Genomic DNA, 16303 nt, shown 5'->3' with positions numbered 1-16303 from the left:
TACCGGAAGAATCTCTGCCTGGTCTTCATTTCCTGGTTGCCGTCGTAAGATATATTTTCGGGTTTTCCTCTATTTTTATCGTTTACCAGCTTCCATTGATGATTTTTACAAATATATAGGCTATATAGGCGGCTGTGGCGGTGAAATGGCCGATCAAGGCGGCGCGGCCGTGTTTACGTTCGCAGAATACGGATGAAAGTGTACCTGCCAGTTCCCAGCCCACCAATAAAAGGCCGCTGCCAATGTAGTTGCGTGGCGAACGGTAGCACCAGCCGAGCTCCGTTCCCAACGGATACTGGGAGGGTTCTTTCACAAAAGAGACGACGTCCGAAACTATGAGGATAGAAAATGTGAGACATAGCAGCCCCCAGACGATCCTTATCGCGAGGGTGGAAATTGAGCGCCGCATGCTCCGGCCCCCGTGTCTCATGCCGGACCGCAGTCGTTCCCGTCCGCAGGCGCGGATGAGGCTGTGGACCTATGCCTCTTCCATTTATGATATGGTTCCGCCCAGCCGTTGAGGAAGCCCATAGCCTCAGTGTCGAAGGCCGTAAAGTCCAATCCACCGCAGTGCAATTCCGCCGCCGCGAATGCCTCCGGCAAAGATAGCCGGCGGAGCAGTTCATATATCTGTTTTTCTTCGGGGGCATTTGCCTCGTCGTCGTAACCAGCCGCGGCGCAGAGCAGCGGAAAGAGCGCATACCAGAGACCGAGCGTCCTGACCGCGCCGCCGGTTGAGTCTGCTTCGTCCGACGCGGCTGCCAGTGCCGCGAGAGGCACGATGATTTCGGCGAGCTCCATAGGGTAGAGGTCGTCGCTCAACTGCGAGCGCGCCGATTCCGGCAGTATTTTTAAATCCAGCAGCTTTCCCCACAGCTCCGAACCGGCGGTGACATAACAGAGTTCGCTCTCGCGGTCGACATAAGTTTTGTCCGCCATGTGGCCGCCTCCATCTTTAATGATATTCTCTGCTTCGCCTCTCTCCTGCTGGGGCAGTTTTGTTGCTGGAATATAAAAGAGATAATGAAGTTTTTTAAGTTCTTTTGCCACGCGCGGGAGAGTATAGCCGCAGTCGAACTGCCTTTGCAGCGCGTAGAGGCTGAGACAGATGCTTTCTCTGCGTGGATGTTCCGGAGCGTGTTTGGCGAGCGTGATTATGGAAGATTCTACGAGGTTCTCTATTTCGTGCATAGACATGATTTTTACGAGGGCGCTGAAATAGTTGGCGGCGACCGCGTTATTTCGCGGCGCTGACCGTGTTCCCCTCTGCGATTATTTTACGCGGTTTTTCTCCGTTAAGTTTCATCCTATAGATGTCGTAAATGTTAGCTGACTTGGCGCGTGATTTTTCCGACGGGGCGTGCGCGGAAAAGATTATCTCGTCCGCGCCGAGCCAGGCGGCGTCGCTTACGCAGAGGCCGCCCACGGCGAGGCGTTCCGTTTTTTTCGTAGTCAGACGGTAGATAAACGCCGCGCCTTTGGCCTCAGCCGGGTTTCCAGCCGCCGCGCAGAGCGCGCATTTTTCGCCGCCGACCTCCGCTGCGAAGAGCCACATGGTGCCGTCCGGCGATACGGATATCCCGGTGGCGCTGCTGATGAGGATATTATCGGAGGGCAGCAGTCTGTTCATGGGGATATTCTCCATAAGCCTGCCATCCGTCTCCGAAAATTTATAGATGTTTTCGAAGTCAAAAGCATATACGAAGGCGGAGTCTGAGGACCAGAAGGGGCCGAAGAGGTCTGTTTTTGCCGTATCCCTGCCAATCGTCATGTTCTTCCTTGTATCGAGGTCATAAAGAGCGGGGAGCCATCTGCTCTGATCGATGAAGATGTTATACAGCAGACGCCTTCCGTTCGAGGACCAGCGGGGGCCGTAACTGTTTTTCCCCGGTACTTCCTTTATCACCCGTGATTTTCTTGAGGCTATATCACAGAACGCTATAAAGCGGCCGCCTGTTTTATCATACTGCGTATAGGCGACCGTGCCGCCGTCGGGCGATATCTCCGGGTCGTAGCCTTTGCACAGCCGCGTTGTCTTTCCCGTCGCGCTATCGGCGGTGTAAATGTAAAAATCACCGCCGCTGACGCGTGAAAAGGCGATCTTTTCCGCCGCGCTGGGGTTGGCGGTAAAAAGTATTAATACTAGTGCCGGCAAGAGTATGGTAAATTTTTTCATATCTGCTCCTCCATTTTTAACAGCCACAATTAATAGTGCTAGTTTAGCACGCATGAGCCGATGTGCGCATCCTGCATAGTGCGAAAAGCGCACACTTGGCACTTGGACTGCCAGCTGCCGCGAAAAGACCGCATCCTGCAGCGGATAAAGATTTTTCTGTTCAATAAAAAATATAGCAACTTTTTTGCATGTATATAGGTGAAGGGTTTTATTAAAATCTCATAGGAGGTAACAAAAATGGCGGAGAAAAAAGAATCTGTAGCAAGCGTGCTTATCGGCGCGGCCTTCCTGATGGCCACTTCTGCGATAGGACCGGGGTTCCTCACACAAACGGCGGTTTTTACCGACAAACTGAAGGCGGCCTTTGCCTTCGCGATCGTCGTTTCCATCATAATCGACATCATCGTGCAGATGAACATCTGGCGTATTCTCGGAGTATCAGGAAAGCGCGCGCAGGATGTGGCGAACGAAGTATTCCCTGGTCTGGGATACTTCTTGGCGATCCTCGTCGCTATCGGCGGCCTGGTATTTAACATCGGAAATGTCGGCGGCGCGGCGATGGGACTCAACGTCATCTGCGGCCTGGCTCTAGCGCCCGGCGCGGTGATAAGCGCCCTGGTCGCCATCGCGCTCTTCCTCAATAAGGAGGCCGGCAAGGCGATGGACATGTTTACGAAGGTACTTGGTATAATCATGCTCTGCATGGTCGCCTTCATGGTCGTCAAGACGATGCCTCCGGTAGGGCTGGCGCTCAAAGAGACCGTGATGCCCTCAAAGATAGACTGGCTTACGATCCTCACGCTGGTCGGCGGAACGGTGGGCGGCTACATTACCTTCGCTGGTGCGCATCGTATCATTGACGCCGACATCGTCGGCGTAGGCAACCTGGAAAAGATATCCCGCGGCTCCGTGACGGCGGTCTGCATCACCGGCGTGATGCGTTACCTGCTCTTCCTCGCCATCCTCGGCGTGGTTGTGACCGGCGTGGCGCTGGACCCGAAGAACCCGCCCGCATCGGCCTTCCTCATCGGCGCGGGACAGATAGGCTACCGTATCTTCGGCGTCATCCTCTGGTGCGCGGCAGTCACCTCGGTAGTCGGCGCCTCCTACACCTCGATCTCCTTCCTGCGCACGTTATTCAGTCAGATCGAGGCGAAGCACCGCTACTGGATAATCGGTTTCATCTGCGTATCAACGGCTATCTTCACGACGATGGGCAACCCGGTGACGCTGCTTGTATTCGCAGGCTCGCTGAACGGACTCATCCTTCCCGTTTCGCTGGGCGCGGTGCTGCTGGCGGCCTACAATAAAAAGATCATCGGCGAGGGTTACCGCCACCCGATGGTCCTCACAGTGCTGGGCTGGATAATGGTCGTCTTCACGGCCTGGATGGGCTTCAAGTCCCTTACGGGAATAATGAAACTTTTCGGCTAAGAGAAAAGGGTTTACGGTGTAAAATTAGAGAGGGGCCTGACCGCTCCTCTCTGATGCGAAGGGGTGATGTCGGTGGCAGTATATATTGATGAACCAAAATATTTGAACGCCGGTGAATCCTGCGTCGTGATTGAGTTTGCCGACGAGATAGACCGCGGGGCGAACGACGCGGTGATGAATCTTAAAAAATATCTTCTCACACAGAAAAATGTGCCGGTGGTGGAGTGCCTTCCCACCTACAGATCGCTGGCGGTCTATTTCGACCCTAATATGACCAGCGCCGTCGCCGTGATAAAAGAGGCTCAGGCCGCACCTAAGCTGGGCGGTGAAGCGTCCGGCGCGCCGCACACGGAGATCGCGATACCGGTATGTTACGGCGGAGAATATGGGCCGGATATCGCTAATGTCGCGGAACACGCGGGGATATCCGAGGAGGAGGTTGTCAAGCGCCACAGCGCGAAGGCCTGCCATTGCTATATGATCGGCTTCATGCCGGGTTTTGCCTATCTTGGTGGCATGGACGAGAGCATCGCGACGCCGCGCCTCACCAATCCGCGCACCGTCATCAAGGGCGGCAGCGTCGGTATAGCGGGAAAGCAGACGGGTATATATCCGATAGACAGCCCCGGCGGCTGGCAGCTCATCGGGCGTACGCCGCTGCGCCTCTTTACGCCTGAGGCCTCGCGCCCGACGCTGATCGAGGCCGGGTATGAGGTACGCTTCGTTCCCGTCACGGAAGAAGAATACAAAAAAATCGAAGCCGAAGTGGCTGTGGGTGCCTATGTGCCCGTCATAACGGAGGCGGTATAGGATGGAACTGACGATTAAAAAGGCGGGGATGCTCACCTCCGTGCAGGATATTGGCCGCTGGGGATACCAGTCGAGCGGTGTTCCTGTCGCGGGGGCGATGGACCTGCCGGCGCTCAAACTCGGCAACGCTATGCTTGGCAACCCGGAGGGGGCGGCGGCGCTGGAGGTTACGCTGCTCGGGCCGGAGATAGAGGTAAAGGGAGGCGGAGCGGCGGTATTCTCTGGAGCCGACCTTGGCTTCTCTGTCAACGGCAGGGCCGTTGGCTCCTGGAGGGCCGTAGTGCTGCAGGACGGCGACATCATTACCTTTACCGGACCTAAAGGCGCTGGCTGCCGCGGCTGCCTCTGCTTTGCGGGGGGCGTCGACGTCCCTGTCGTGATGAACAGCCGTACGACATACATGCGCGCGAAGATAGGCGGCCTGGACGGCCGGGCTCTTAAGAGCGGCGACGTGATAAAGGTAGGTGAGCCCGCTCCCCTCTGGAGACGCCTCGAAGGGTTCCGTCTTCCGGCGGAGCTGAACCCCGCAGTCACGGCGGAAGAGCCGCTGGCGATAATTACCGGACTGCAGCAAGACGCCTTCACGGAAGAGGGACGTAAGCTGCTCTTTGCTTCGGAATATCTCATCACCGCCGAATCCGACAGGATGGGCTGCCGCCTCGAGGGGCCGAAGATAGAGCATTCGGATAAGGGTGCGGATATAGTCTCCGACGGGATACCGCTCGGCGCGGTGCAGATCCCCGGACATGGAATGCCGATCATAATGCTTGCCGACCGCCAGACTACGGGAGGCTACACAAAAATCGGCGTCCTCACGCCGCTTTCCGTCGAGGCGCTTGTTCAAAAGATGCCTGGCATGAAGGTCAGATTCCGCGAGGCAGGGCTCTCCGAGGGAGAGGCGGAACAGCGGAAGATAGCCGAGGCTGTGAAACGCGTGAACACGCTGCGCCTGTCATATGTTTCGCGGAGTCAGCAGGTATCATCGCCGCCGCTTTCGGGACGTTTTAAAATCACGCTCAACGGAAAAACATACGAGATCACCTGTGAAGAGATATAAAGAAAAGGAGTGACCGATCATGTACAAAGTAGACCTTAACAGCGATATCGGAGAGAGCTTCGGCGCCTATAAGATGGGCGACGACGCCGCGATCATGAACGCCGTGACCTCGGCGAACGTAGCCTGCGGCTTCCACGCAGGCGACCCGCTTGTGATGAAAAAGACGCTCAAGACCTGCGCCGAAAAGGGCGTCGCTGCCGGCGCGCATCCCGGTTATCCCGACCTTGTGGGCTTCGGACGGCGAAACATGAAGTGCACCCCCGATGAGGAGTATGCGGACTGTCTCTATCAGATAGGCGCGCTGAAAGCCTTCTGTGAAGCAAACGGCTTCAGACTCCAGCATGTGAAGCCGCACGGCGCGATGTACAACCAGGCCGCCAAAGACCCGGCGCTCGCGAAGGCGATCGCTCAGGCCGTTAAAGACGCCGGTGAAGATATAATCCTTATGGGGCTCGCGAACTCGGAATTTGAGCGGGCCGCGAAAGAGCTGGGAGTTCCCTTCGCGGCAGAGGCCTTCGCCGACCGCGGCTACATGCCGGACGGTTCGCTCGTGCCGCGTTCGCAGCCGGGCGCGCTGATCCACGATGTGGAGGCCGCCGCGAAGCGCGTCGTGCGCATGGTCACCGAAGGGACCGTCGAGGCGGTGGACGGCACGGTGATAAACTTCCGTCCGCAGTCGATATGTATGCACGGCGACACCCCCGAGGCCGTTGAAATGGCGAAAGCCGTCCGCACCGCGCTTGAGGCCGCGGGCGTTAAAGTTACGAACTTGAAGGAGGTCGTGCTCGGATGACGCTGCCCTTTGACGTCGCACCATTTTACTCAACAGACCCGAAAGAGATGCGCCGGCTGATACGTGAAAATGAATGGGTGTATCCCACCTCCGGCCTCTGCCACTGCCACGTACAGGCGAACATGATCGTCCTGCCGAAAGAATGGGCCTATGATTTTCTGGTATTTGCCCAGCGCAACCCTAAGCCCTGCCCGATTCTGGACATCACGGAGCCGGGGCAGTGGGAGGCTAAACTGATCGCTCCCGGCTCGGACGTACGCACGGACATTCCGAAATACCGCGTCTGGGAAAACGGCGAGCTTGTCGACGAACCATCAGACGTCGTTAAATACTGGAAGGACGACCTTGTAGCTTTCCTGCTCGGCTGTTCCTTCAGCTTTGAGGGCGCGCTGCTGGAGGCGAACATCCCCATCCGCCATATCGATATGAACTGCAACGTGCCGATGTACGTCACGAACATTCAGAACCAGCCTGCGGGCCGCCTCTCCGGGCCGATGGTCGTCAGCATGCGTCCGGTCAAGTACGCTCAGGTTCCGAAGGCGGTGCTCTCGACGGGGCGGTTCCCCGCGGTGCACGGCGCGCCGGTACATATCGGCGACCCAGTGGCGATCGGCATCAAAGACGTCAGCAAGCCCGACTTCGGCGACGCGGTAGATATCCGCGACGGCGAGACGCCGGTCTTCTGGGCCTGCGGAGTAACGCCGCAGGCGGTGCTCATGAAGAGCAAACCGCCCTTCGCGATCACGCACGCCCCAGGCTATATGTTCATCGGCGACCCGAAAGACGTGGATTACGCGGTATTTTAAACTAACAAAGAGAGACTCGACATATACCTGCATCCCAGGCGGCCCTAAAGTGGCTTCCTGGGATTTTATTTGCCTTTCTCTCTCGGGTTTGCCGGTAAATGATTCCTTGGTTCAAATGGTGATGGTTGATTTGATTGACGGTCTTCCCAAAAACGATTCGTATATAGGTCATAATTCTTTGCTGTTACTCTTCCATCTGCCTGCTAGCGTATTTTAGCGGAGTCACCCGCACATGTTATAGGCGTATTGTTTTATGCAGTATATCTATTTATTTAGCTAAAATATTTATATATTAATATAATTACTATAAATAAAAGTATTTATAGAATATATACATCTACAAAAATACAATATTTAAAAGATAAGAAAATATCAGGATTATATCTTTTATTAGTGGTATCCATTGCATATTTGATATTTTAATAAAAAGTAAAAATTGGATATAGACTAAAATAAGTTGTTAAGGTATATTATCTTTGCCAACGGAAACAGAGATCAATAAAATCGAATAAACGGGAGGAAACATGATGATTTTAACGAATCCAGTTGTTATTTCAGTTGTTGTGATGATCGCGCTATGTCTATTTAACCTTAACATTGTACTTGCCCTTCTTATCGCGGCTCTTGTTGCGGGAGTAAGCGCCGGCATGAGCATTTCCGATACGATGGGGACGCTTATCGGCGGCATGGGCGGCAACGCCGAGACCGCGCTCGCCTATTTCCTGCTCGGGACCTTCGCCGTTGCGATCGGCCAGACCGGTATCGCCTCTATCGCCTGCAAGAAGATAGCGAAGGTTGTTAAGGGACGAAAATATATCCTTCTCTATATTCTGGTCGTCATCGCCTGTATGTCGCAGAATCTGGTCCCCGTCCACATCGCGTTTATCCCGATTTTGATACCGCCGCTTCTTCTGCTCTTCAACGAGCTTAAAATAGATCGCCGCGCGGCGGCCTGTGCGCTCACCTTCGGCCTTAAGGCTCCCTATATCGCGCTTCCCGTCGGTTTTGGGCTCATCTTCCACGGAATAGTTTCCAGTGAGATGGGGCGCAATGGGATGGAGATTGCGAAGACAGGCGTCTTTCACTATACATGGATAATAGGATTAGGTATGGTCGCCGGCCTTCTTATCGCGCTCCACATCTCGTACAGCAAGCCGCGCGTCTATGAGAATAAGCCAATCATCGGCGCCAATATGGATATGCCGGAAGAGAAATTCACGCGGACACACGTACTCGCCTTTGTCGCCATCGTCGTGGCCTTCGCGGCGCAGCTCATGACAGGGTCACTGCCGCTCGGCGCTTTAGCCGCCATCATCGTCATGATCCTTACCCGCACGATTCCATGGAAGGATATCGACAGCACCTTTATGGGCGGGCTGGAGATAATGGGGCTCATCGCCTTTATTATGCTCATTGCAGCAGGCTATGGAAATGTTCTGCGCGAAACGAAAGCAGTTGACGAGCTCGTATCAAGCGTCGTCGGTATTGTCGGCGGCAGCCGCTTCTGGGGGGCGTTTCTCATGCTGGCGGTAGGCCTTCTCGTTACGCTCGGCATCGGGACATCTTTCGGGACGATCCCCGTCATTGCCGCGATATACTGCCCGCTCGCGGCACAGCTCGGCTTCTCCGTTGGCGCTACAGCCTGTCTCATCGCGGCCGCCGCGGCGCTGGGGGATGCCGGCTCTCCCGCCTCCGATTCGACCCTTGGCCCCACCTCGGGACTGAACGCCGACGGTCAGCACAACCATATATGGGACACCTGCGTGCCGACCTTCCTGCACTATAATATTCCGATATTCATCGCCGCGATGATCGGCGCGCTCGTCATATACTAAAAGAGCAGTTTATATAACAGAATCAAAAAGGGTCGAAGCGGATATTCAGTCATCCGTTGCGGCCCTTTTGCATATTGGCCTCTTCAGGAGGCAAGCTTTTGGGCCCGTCCGGCGGCCCGCTTGAACCAGATTCCCCATAGCGCCTCCAGCAGACCGCAGACAATGATGATATACCGGATATCAACCAGATCGCCCAGCGGTCCGAAACAGAGGATTGCCAGCGGCATGACGCCCTGAGATACGAACTGCAGGAGGGAAAAGACGCGGCCCATGTAGCTTTCGTCGGTGTTTGTCTGTATCAGCACCGTCTGCGCCGTGATCATAAAGGGAAGAAATATCCCCGCGACGCAGTCGAGGGCCAGGAATACCCAGAATATTTTTGTGAGCCCCATCAATGTGAAAATTATGCCAAAGCCCGCGAGCGAAACGGCGATCACAGCCACCTTGTCGTGGAAATCGCCCCTCCAGGCGATATAGGCGCCGCCGAGCAGAGAACCGGCGGTCCAGAAAATTTCATTAGCGGTGAGCCGCCAGACTTCGCCGCCAAAGTTCCTCGCCACCATAAGCGGCGAGAGAAAGGCAGCTGGTGTGATGAGGATGAAGCTGACGGCGTAGCAGATCGTGATGGTCTTCAAAAGCGGGTTGTCCAGCGTGTAGCGGACGCCGCTCTTCAGTTCAGCGATGATGCTTCCATTAGGAGCTGTTTTCCGTGGCTGCGCCTTTACCCTGATCGCCGCCATAATGACGATCGCCAGGAGGGCGGTGCTAACGTCTATGAGAAAGGTCCATTTTATTCCCATCGTACCGAGAATGAAGCCTCCAACGGCGGGGGAGATCAGCAGCAGTATGTTGTTCAGCGTCTGGTTGATGCCGTTTATTCTCACCAGCTGATCCGCCGGGACTATTTGTGGGTAGAGGGCGTTGACCGCGGGCGACTGAAAGCCGCCGCCGATAGAGCGGAAAAATGAGACCGCGATAAGCAGCGTCAGGCTCTCGAAACCGGCGTGAAAGGCGGCGAAGGCTGCGAGGGTCGCGAGCGCCGTGAATCCGTCCGAAAGCATGATGATCATCTTTCGGCTGTATCTGTCGGCGACAACGCCTGCCCACAGCGAGATAAATATCTGCGGCGTCAGCGCCGCGATCGTCGATATCGTTATCCAGCTGCCGGAGGAGGTCTTGAGCGTTATATACCAGATGATGCTGAAGCCGACCACGGAGGAGCCGAACATGGAGAGGTTCTGGCTGATGAGAAAGAGGAATATCTCCTTTTTCCATCTGTTGTTATTAGCCGTTATCTCATTATTCTTTAAGTCCATCTCGCTTGCACCTCGCAATCCATACGCATCAGGAAACGACGCCGGCCGTCTGGCAGGAAAACGCTCCGCGTTTTCTGTTATGCGGCGGCCTTCACGGATAAGGCATATTTCACAAGATTTATCCGTCTTTGACGGCCTCCGCCTGTGATATTGAGCTTCGTCCACCTAAGAGCATATTGCCGCCATTATATACGAAGCCCGGCTCTTCTTTCATAAAATGAACGGAGATATCACCGTTTCAGATGATATCCCCGTTCTGCTTTGCATTTTGTGAATGGCCGCCCTGATTTTGCCTGCTGCCAAAGTAATTGCAGTTGGCAAAAAGGGCAGTTTCTTTACGGTTTTTTCTACTTGCTGGGCGTTACGATGTCCTTATCGGTTACCACTCCGTAATAGTGGAACTTTCCGTCCTTCACTATCTGTATCTGCACCGGCTTGACGACTTCGCCCTCGGGGGTAAAGCCGCTGATCAGTCCGGTGAGGCCGTCGTAGTTTTTCGTCGCCGCGAGAGCTTTGGCTACAGCGGGACCATCGGTCGTTTTGGCCTGCTTGATGGCGTTCGCAAGCAGCATGAAGGCGTCGTACGCCGAGGCTCCGACCATGTCGGGCTCAATCTTATGGAGCTTGCGGTACGTGGCAAGGAACTCCTGCACCTCTTTGCGTTTGTCGTCGCGGTTGAGGTTGGTCACGATGATGAGTCCCTCGGCCGCCTTGCCGGCTATCTCCGTGGTCTTCGGGGAGTCGGCGCCCTCTTCTCCGATGAACTGTACTTTAATGCCCATCTCCTGCGCCTGTTTCATCGCCGGGCCCACCTGAAAGTAGTAGCCGCTGAAGAATACCACGTCGGGATTGGCCGCCTTCATCTTGGAAAGATAGGGTTTGAAATCCTTCTCGCTCATCGGGTACTTCTGCTGTGACACTATCTTTGCCTCCGGGTGCTTCGCGAGATATTCGTCGAATCCCTGGGCAAGGGTCGTGCCGAAGTCGTTGTCGCTGACGATGAGGGCGATCTTTTTTGCCTTAAGGAGTTTGACCGCCGTGTATGCCGCGCCCTTGCCCTCTACCGTACCGAGGAATCCGTTGCGGAAGGTGTAGTCGCCCTTTGTGATATCGGGGTGCAGGGCGTAGGCCGAGACGAGCGGGATCTCTTCGTCGTTGAATATTGTGGAGACAGCTCTTGTCGGAAGGCTGTACGAGCCTGCGACAAAGGCGACGACTCCGTCCTGGCCGATGAGCTTGTTCGCCAGCGGCACGGACTGCTTCGGGTCGGCCGCGTCGTCGTAGCAGACAAGTTCGACCTTCTTGCCGAGCAGTCCGCCCTCTTTGTTTACTTTGTCAACGGCGATCTTCACGGACTCGTAGACGCTGAATCCGTCAGCCGCAGCAAAACCGGTGAGAGGGGCGAGCATGCCGACCTTGATCGTATCCGCCGCCATCGCGCCGCCGGTGAAGGCGATGAGCGCAAGAGCGAGCGCCGCAATTAAAACGCTGAAACTTTTTCTCATGATATCACTACCTCCTGTTTTTTATGCGCCTAGATACGCCTCTCTCACCCGCCTGTCGGCGAGGAGTTCGGCGCTTGAACCCGATATGTTTATCTGTCCCGTCTCCAGCACATATCCCCTGCCGGAGATGCGCAGGGAGGCGAGGGCGTTCTGTTCCACGAGCAGTATCGTTATATTTTTGTCTCTGTTCAGCGAGCGCAGCACCTCGAATACCTGTTCCGTCAGCTTGGGCATCAGCCCCATGGAGACCTCGTCCACAAGCAGCAGCTTCGGGTCGGATACGAGGGCGCGGGCGATCGCAAGCTGCTGCTGCTCTCCGCCCGAAAGGGTGTTCGCGAGCTGCGTGCCACGTTCCTTTAGTATGGGAAATAGTTCATAGATCATCGCAAGTTTTCCCGCGAGCTTTGACTGCATCCCGTAGACACCCATCTTGAGGTTCTCGTAGACGGATAGCTGCGGGAAACAGCGCGCCCTTTCGGGGACGATCTTTATCCCGAGCGCCGATCTTTTGTGCGCCGGCAGGCTGGTGATGTCCCTGCCCTCAAAGATTATTTTGCCGGAACGCAGCGGCTGGAGCCCCATCAGCGCGCGCAGCGTCGTCGTCTTGCCGGCGCCGTTCGCGCCGATTATCGAAACAAGCTCGCCCTGCGCGACCTCGAAACTTATCCCGTGTACCGCCTCAATATCGCCGTAGGCGACGCGCAGGTCACTGACGCTCAGCAACATCGGCGCAGTCCCCCTTTCCAAGATATGCCTCGATAACGGCCGGGTTGGCGCTTATCTCGGCAGGCAGTCCCTCCGCAAGTTTGCGCCCGTGGTCGAGCACCACTATCCGGTCGGAGAGGCCCATCGCCACGCGCATGTTGTGCTCGATGAACAGCACAGAGACGCCGTCCTCACGGATTCTCATTATCAGCTCCTCCGTGGCCTTTATCTCCTCGTAGCGCAGGCCGGAGAAACATTCGTCGAGAAGCAGCAGCTTCGGCTCGAGGGCGAGGGCTCTGGCGATCTCCAGCTTACGCAGGTTGCCAAGGGGCAGCAGCGCGGCCTTGAGCTCAGCCTTGTCCGCCAGTCCGACCCGCCGTAATATCTCCATCGCACGCAGGCGGCTCTCCGCGGTGTTCCAGAATCTCCACGAGAGGCGGAAGCTGCCGTATTTCATCATTCCCAGAGCGACGATCACATTATCCAGGACGGAGAGCTCGCTGAAGGGCTTCACCACCTGGAAGGTCCGTCCGACGCCGAGCATCGCCATCTTGTACGGCGGAAATCCGTTTGTCCTCATGCCGTTGAGAAGTATCTCGCCGCCTGTAGGTTTATAGACCCCGGATATCATATTGAAGCAGGTTGTTTTTCCGGCTCCGTTGGGCCCTAAAAGGCCCAGTATTTCGCCGCGTTTTATTTCAAAGCTCACATCATCGACCGCTTTAAGGCCGCCGAAATTTATCGACAGATTTTTGACCTCAAGAATGACCTCACTCAACTTTGGCGCCCCCCTTCGGGCCTTTCCTGCCGGCCGTCAGATTTTTCAGGGACATCATCGTAGAACCGCCGAGGATGCCGCCCGGCATGAAGCGTATCATCAGCAGGAGCAGCATGGCGTAGAGGAACATCCTGTAATTGACGAGAGGTCTGAAAACCTCCGGCAGGATTCCCAAAATGACGGCTCCCACCAGCGGCCCCCAGAAGGTGCCGAGCCCGCCGGCGACGACGATCGAAAGCAGCGTCACGGAAAATGGGAAGGTGAAGGAGTCCGCGCTGATGAAACGCATATAGTGCGCGTAGAGCACGCCGGAGAGCCCAGCGAGCGCCGTGCCGAGGACGAAAGCCGTCAGCTTGGCGCGTACGGGAGAGACTCCCATGCTGGAGGCCGCCGTCTCCTCCTCGCGCACCGCGAAACAGGAGAGCCCGCTCCACGAACAGGTAAAGAACCGGCAGACGGCCATCGCCAGCACAAGGAAGGCGAGGCAGAGCGCGAAATACCCCGGAGCTTTGAGCACGGTGCCGAAGAACCTTGCGCGGGGAATGCCGCCGATGCCAAGAGCGCCGCCCAGCGCGGGGGTGTACTGGAATATCGCCACCACGATAAAGTTGATGCCGATCGTTGTGATGGCGAGGAAGTCCTCCCTGACGCGCAGGCTTGGCAGGCCGCAGAGCAGGCCGACGGCCGCGACGATGATCACCGAGATCGGCAGCGACTGCCAGAAGGTGAATCCGGCAGCGGTGGTCAGCATCGCCGCGGAATAGGCACCGATGCCAACGAAGGCGGCGTGGCCGAGAGATATCTGTCCGGCGTTGCCGACAATGACGTTAAGGCCGTAGGCCGCTATCGCCTGTATTATTATCTGTGTCGCTACGTTCAGTATATAGCTGTCCATGATGCCGCACCTACCGTTTTCCGAGGAGCCCGGTGGGCTTCCACATGAGGATGACTATCATTGCGATGAATGCCAGCGCGTCGCGCGGCAGAGGAATATTCGCGTAGCCGATGAGGAAGGTCTCGCCAAGGCCGAGCAGCAGCGAGGCGAGCACCGCTCCGGGAACCGAGCCCATGCCCCCCACGACGATCAGCGCCAGCGTCTTGTAGGCGGGGACCTCGCCCATCATCGGATAGACCTGATTGTAATAGATGCCCATCAGGATACCGGCGATCGCCGCGATCGCCGAACCGATGACGAAGGTCAGCGCCACCGTACGCTGGGTGTTGACGCCGAGCGAGGCCGCCGTCTCCATATCCTGCGCGACCGCCCTCATGGCAAGTCCGAGCTCGGTCTTCGTCATCAGCAGCCATAACGCGATAAGAATTATCACCGTCAGACAGTAGACGGCCATAAGCGTGGAAGAGATGGTCACACCGCAGACCACCGCGGATGGGAAGGGCAGCGCGGCGGGAAAGGTGCGAACCTCGGGTCCCGCGACAAGGCGGCAGAACTCCTCGATCGCGATGAGCAGCGCGATGCTGCTTATCAGAGGCACATATGGCGGGTATTTCAACAGCGGGTAATAGATATAACGCTCTATGAGCACTCCGAGGACCGAACAGAAAGCCATGCTCACGATCACCGCGATCAGCACGCTGCCCGTCGACAGGAAGATATAGAGCCCCATGTAGGCTCCGGCGGTGTAGACGGAGGCATGCGCGACGTGGAGGATCTTCATGACCCCGTAAATGAGAGCGAGGCCAAGAGTTATGAGAGCGTACATGGCGCCGGCTCCCAAACCGTTCAGAAACTGTTCGATAAACAATTCCATATGCAAAACATCCCCTCATATGAAGGATTAGGTGATGTATATATTTTAAGCCTCGTATTTATAAATGTAAACTGATTAAATGTCTAATTAACTTAATTTTATAAATCAAAAATAACGATTCTAAAATTTCTGAAACATGTTCTAATTAACACCATGTTCTTTATGCCAGCGGTTATTCAGCAGCTTCGTCCTAGGTATGACAGAAAGCCGCCGTCTACATACAATATTTGACCGTTTACAAAATCCGAGGCTTTGGAGGCCAGAAAGACGACCGGTCCGGCCAGATCTTCCGCCGCGTCGCCCCAGCGTCCCGCGGGGGTTTGGGCGCGGATGAAGCGGTCGAAGGGATTTATCGTACCGTCCGGCATCTTTTCTCGCAGCGACTCGTTCAGCGCGGTCGCCATGTAGCCGGGGCCGATGCCGTTGCACTGAATGTTGCAGCCGCCATATTCCGCGGCAATATTTTTTGTGAGCATCTTCAGGCCGCCCTTCGCGGAGGCATATGCCGCCGCGGTCTCCCTGCCGACTTCACTCATGATGCCGCAGATATTGATTATCTTTCCGCCGCCCCTTTTGATCATTAGCGGGATCACGGCCTTTGCGGCGATAAAGGGGCCTGTGAGGTCTGTATCGACTACCCGGCGGAACTCCTCCGCGCTCATCTCCGTCATCGGCGTGCGGTTGATTATTCCGGCGTTATTGACGAGAATATCTATCGCACCGTATTCGCCGCAAAGATTGGAGAAAAGCGCCGCGACAGCCTCTTCATCGGTGACGTCGCACGGATATCCCCGTGCTTCGACGCCCCTGCGCCGGTAGTCCGTCAGGCCTTCGGCGACGGACTTTTCGCTCCTCGCGTTAAAAAATACCGCCGCGCCCGCCTCGGCGAGCCCGCAGGCCATCGCGAAGCCGAGGCCGCGCGCTCCGCCCGTGACAAAGGCGTTTTTGCCCTCAAGTGAGAATAGCTTTCCGCCGTTCATCTTTCGCGCCTCCTTTATAAGGAAAAGTTACTGTCCTATGTCCTCTCGGCGAATATGGCGAAGGCCTCGTCGTATTTTGTCGGGATGATCTCGCAGACCTCGCATTCCGTTACGCCGTTTATTCTGAAGGGGTCCTCCGCGAGTATGGCATCCAGCTCGGCTCTCTCATCTACTCTGAAAAGTATCGCGCCGCCGGTGCGCGGATTTCGGCGTCCGGAGAAGATGACCTTCTTACGCGCGTAATACCTGTCGAGAAAGGCGGAGTGCGCCGGCAGCCAGCGGTCCACCTCTTCGATATCCTTGACATATTTTGTGATGACCATGAACATGGCGAAGACC

Annotated in this window: 17 protein-coding genes; 6 read left to right on the top strand and 11 right to left on the bottom strand. The window is 56.1% G+C overall.

Features of this window, described 5'->3' with window-relative positions; genetic code table 11:
- Positions 1–82: 82 nt before the first annotated feature.
- From BED41_RS08775 to BED41_RS08765, 3 genes are read right to left on the bottom strand one after another with little or no spacing between them, the layout of a single operon-like run.
- The gene (locus BED41_RS08775) at positions 83–409 is read right to left on the bottom strand and encodes a hypothetical protein (RefSeq protein WP_066744950.1); all 327 of its coding nucleotides are present in this window, start codon (positions 407–409) and stop codon (positions 83–85) included.
- Positions 410–426: 17 nt separating this feature from the next.
- Complete coding sequence (locus BED41_RS08770) at positions 427–1191, bottom strand: hypothetical protein (protein ID WP_157102311.1); 765 nt, start codon at positions 1189–1191, stop codon at positions 427–429.
- A gap of 46 nt (positions 1192–1237) precedes the next feature.
- A complete protein-coding gene (locus tag BED41_RS08765; RefSeq protein WP_066744946.1) occupies positions 1238–2176 on the bottom strand; it encodes a TolB family protein in 939 nt (312 codons plus the stop codon).
- Positions 2177–2413: 237 nt separating this feature from the next.
- Between BED41_RS08765 and BED41_RS08760 the strand changes: the two genes are divergently transcribed.
- The 6 genes from BED41_RS08760 to BED41_RS08735 all read left to right on the top strand — a co-directional run bounded on the left by BED41_RS08760 (position 2414) and on the right by BED41_RS08735 (position 8911).
- Positions 2414–3610 (top strand): NRAMP family divalent metal transporter, encoded by a 1197-nt coding sequence (locus BED41_RS08760; protein WP_066744942.1) that lies wholly within the window; start codon positions 2414–2416, stop codon positions 3608–3610.
- A 66-nt stretch (positions 3611–3676) separates the two neighbouring features.
- Entirely contained in the window at positions 3677–4420 is a 744-nt protein-coding gene (pxpB, locus tag BED41_RS08755) for a 5-oxoprolinase subunit PxpB (protein ID WP_066744941.1), read from the top strand.
- 1 nt (position 4421) lies between these two features.
- On the top strand, positions 4422–5477 hold the full coding sequence (locus BED41_RS08750; RefSeq protein WP_066744939.1) for a 5-oxoprolinase subunit C family protein: 1056 nt from the start codon (positions 4422–4424) through the stop codon (positions 5475–5477).
- Between the two features lie 19 nt (positions 5478–5496).
- On the top strand, positions 5497–6270 hold the full coding sequence (locus tag BED41_RS08745) for a LamB/YcsF family protein (protein WP_066744938.1): 774 nt from the start codon (positions 5497–5499) through the stop codon (positions 6268–6270).
- The gene (locus tag BED41_RS08740) at positions 6267–7076 is read left to right on the top strand and encodes a putative hydro-lyase (protein WP_066744937.1); all 810 of its coding nucleotides are present in this window, start codon (positions 6267–6269) and stop codon (positions 7074–7076) included. Before BED41_RS08745 ends, BED41_RS08740 begins: the two co-directional genes overlap by 4 nt.
- Positions 7077–7603: 527 nt before the next feature.
- Entirely contained in the window at positions 7604–8911 is a 1308-nt protein-coding gene (locus BED41_RS08735) for a Na+/H+ antiporter family protein (protein ID WP_066744935.1), read from the top strand.
- 83 nt (positions 8912–8994) lie between these two features.
- Here the strand turns inward: BED41_RS08735 and BED41_RS08730 are convergent, their stop codons facing one another.
- From BED41_RS08730 to BED41_RS08695, 8 genes are all read right to left on the bottom strand, one after another.
- Positions 8995–10227, bottom strand: a complete 1233-nt coding sequence (locus tag BED41_RS08730; protein ID WP_066744933.1) for an MFS transporter — start codon at positions 10225–10227, stop codon at positions 8995–8997.
- Between the two features lie 347 nt (positions 10228–10574).
- Positions 10575–11732, bottom strand: a complete 1158-nt coding sequence (locus BED41_RS08725; protein ID WP_066744930.1) for an ABC transporter substrate-binding protein — start codon at positions 11730–11732, stop codon at positions 10575–10577.
- Positions 11733–11753: 21 nt separating this feature from the next.
- Positions 11754–12458, bottom strand: a complete 705-nt coding sequence (locus BED41_RS08720) for an ABC transporter ATP-binding protein (protein WP_066744929.1) — start codon at positions 12456–12458, stop codon at positions 11754–11756.
- Complete coding sequence (locus tag BED41_RS08715; RefSeq protein WP_066744928.1) at positions 12439–13215, bottom strand: ABC transporter ATP-binding protein; 777 nt, start codon at positions 13213–13215, stop codon at positions 12439–12441. Before BED41_RS08715 ends, BED41_RS08720 begins: the two co-directional genes overlap by 20 nt.
- On the bottom strand, positions 13208–14110 hold the full coding sequence (locus BED41_RS08710; protein WP_066744927.1) for a branched-chain amino acid ABC transporter permease: 903 nt from the start codon (positions 14108–14110) through the stop codon (positions 13208–13210). The genes BED41_RS08715 and BED41_RS08710 overlap by 8 nt, the downstream gene beginning before the upstream one ends.
- Before the next feature lie 10 nt (positions 14111–14120).
- The gene (locus tag BED41_RS08705) at positions 14121–14984 is read right to left on the bottom strand and encodes a branched-chain amino acid ABC transporter permease (RefSeq protein WP_084002364.1); all 864 of its coding nucleotides are present in this window, start codon (positions 14982–14984) and stop codon (positions 14121–14123) included.
- Between the two features lie 176 nt (positions 14985–15160).
- The gene (locus tag BED41_RS08700) at positions 15161–15964 is read right to left on the bottom strand and encodes a gluconate 5-dehydrogenase (RefSeq protein ID WP_066744925.1); all 804 of its coding nucleotides are present in this window, start codon (positions 15962–15964) and stop codon (positions 15161–15163) included.
- Between the two features lie 35 nt (positions 15965–15999).
- A complete protein-coding gene (locus tag BED41_RS08695; RefSeq protein ID WP_066744920.1) occupies positions 16000–16293 on the bottom strand; it encodes a YciI family protein in 294 nt (97 codons plus the stop codon).
- Between the last annotated feature and the right edge of the window lie 10 nt (positions 16294–16303).

Origin of the sequence: Cloacibacillus porcorum, from assembly GCF_001701045.1 — a bacterium.
GTDB lineage: Bacteria > Synergistota > Synergistia > Synergistales > Synergistaceae > Cloacibacillus > Cloacibacillus porcorum.
Note: the sequence above shows the minus strand (reverse complement) of the source record. Positions and strands in the feature narration are given on the sequence as shown.

Excerpts from the sequence above, each read along its gene's own strand:
- BED41_RS08710 (WP_066744927.1), bottom strand. The coding sequence starts at position 14,110 with ATGGACAGCTATATACTGAACGTAGCGACACAGATAATAATACAGGCG.
- BED41_RS08705 (WP_084002364.1), bottom strand. The coding sequence starts at position 14,984 with ATGGAATTGTTTATCGAACAGTTTCTGAACGGTTTGGGAGCCGGCGCC.
- BED41_RS08765 (WP_066744946.1), bottom strand. The coding sequence starts at position 2,176 with ATGAAAAAATTTACCATACTCTTGCCGGCACTAGTATTAATACTTTTT.
- BED41_RS08770 (WP_157102311.1), bottom strand. The coding sequence starts at position 1,191 with ATGCACGAAATAGAGAACCTCGTAGAATCTTCCATAATCACGCTCGCC.
- BED41_RS08700 (WP_066744925.1), bottom strand. The coding sequence starts at position 15,964 with ATGAACGGCGGAAAGCTATTCTCACTTGAGGGCAAAAACGCCTTTGTC.
- BED41_RS08740 (WP_066744937.1), top strand. The coding sequence starts at position 6,267 with ATGACGCTGCCCTTTGACGTCGCACCATTTTACTCAACAGACCCGAAA.
- BED41_RS08745 (WP_066744938.1), top strand. The coding sequence starts at position 5,497 with ATGTACAAAGTAGACCTTAACAGCGATATCGGAGAGAGCTTCGGCGCC.
- BED41_RS08725 (WP_066744930.1), bottom strand. The coding sequence starts at position 11,732 with ATGAGAAAAAGTTTCAGCGTTTTAATTGCGGCGCTCGCTCTTGCGCTC.
- pxpB (WP_066744941.1), top strand. The coding sequence starts at position 3,677 with ATGTCGGTGGCAGTATATATTGATGAACCAAAATATTTGAACGCCGGT.
- BED41_RS08730 (WP_066744933.1), bottom strand. The coding sequence starts at position 10,227 with ATGGACTTAAAGAATAATGAGATAACGGCTAATAACAACAGATGGAAA.
- BED41_RS08760 (WP_066744942.1), top strand. The coding sequence starts at position 2,414 with ATGGCGGAGAAAAAAGAATCTGTAGCAAGCGTGCTTATCGGCGCGGCC.
- BED41_RS08775 (WP_066744950.1), bottom strand. The coding sequence starts at position 409 with ATGCGGCGCTCAATTTCCACCCTCGCGATAAGGATCGTCTGGGGGCTG.
- BED41_RS08750 (WP_066744939.1), top strand. The coding sequence starts at position 4,422 with ATGGAACTGACGATTAAAAAGGCGGGGATGCTCACCTCCGTGCAGGAT.
- BED41_RS08720 (WP_066744929.1), bottom strand. The coding sequence starts at position 12,458 with ATGTTGCTGAGCGTCAGTGACCTGCGCGTCGCCTACGGCGATATTGAG.
- BED41_RS08735 (WP_066744935.1), top strand. The coding sequence starts at position 7,604 with ATGATTTTAACGAATCCAGTTGTTATTTCAGTTGTTGTGATGATCGCG.
- BED41_RS08695 (WP_066744920.1), bottom strand. The coding sequence starts at position 16,293 with ATGTTCATGGTCATCACAAAATATGTCAAGGATATCGAAGAGGTGGAC.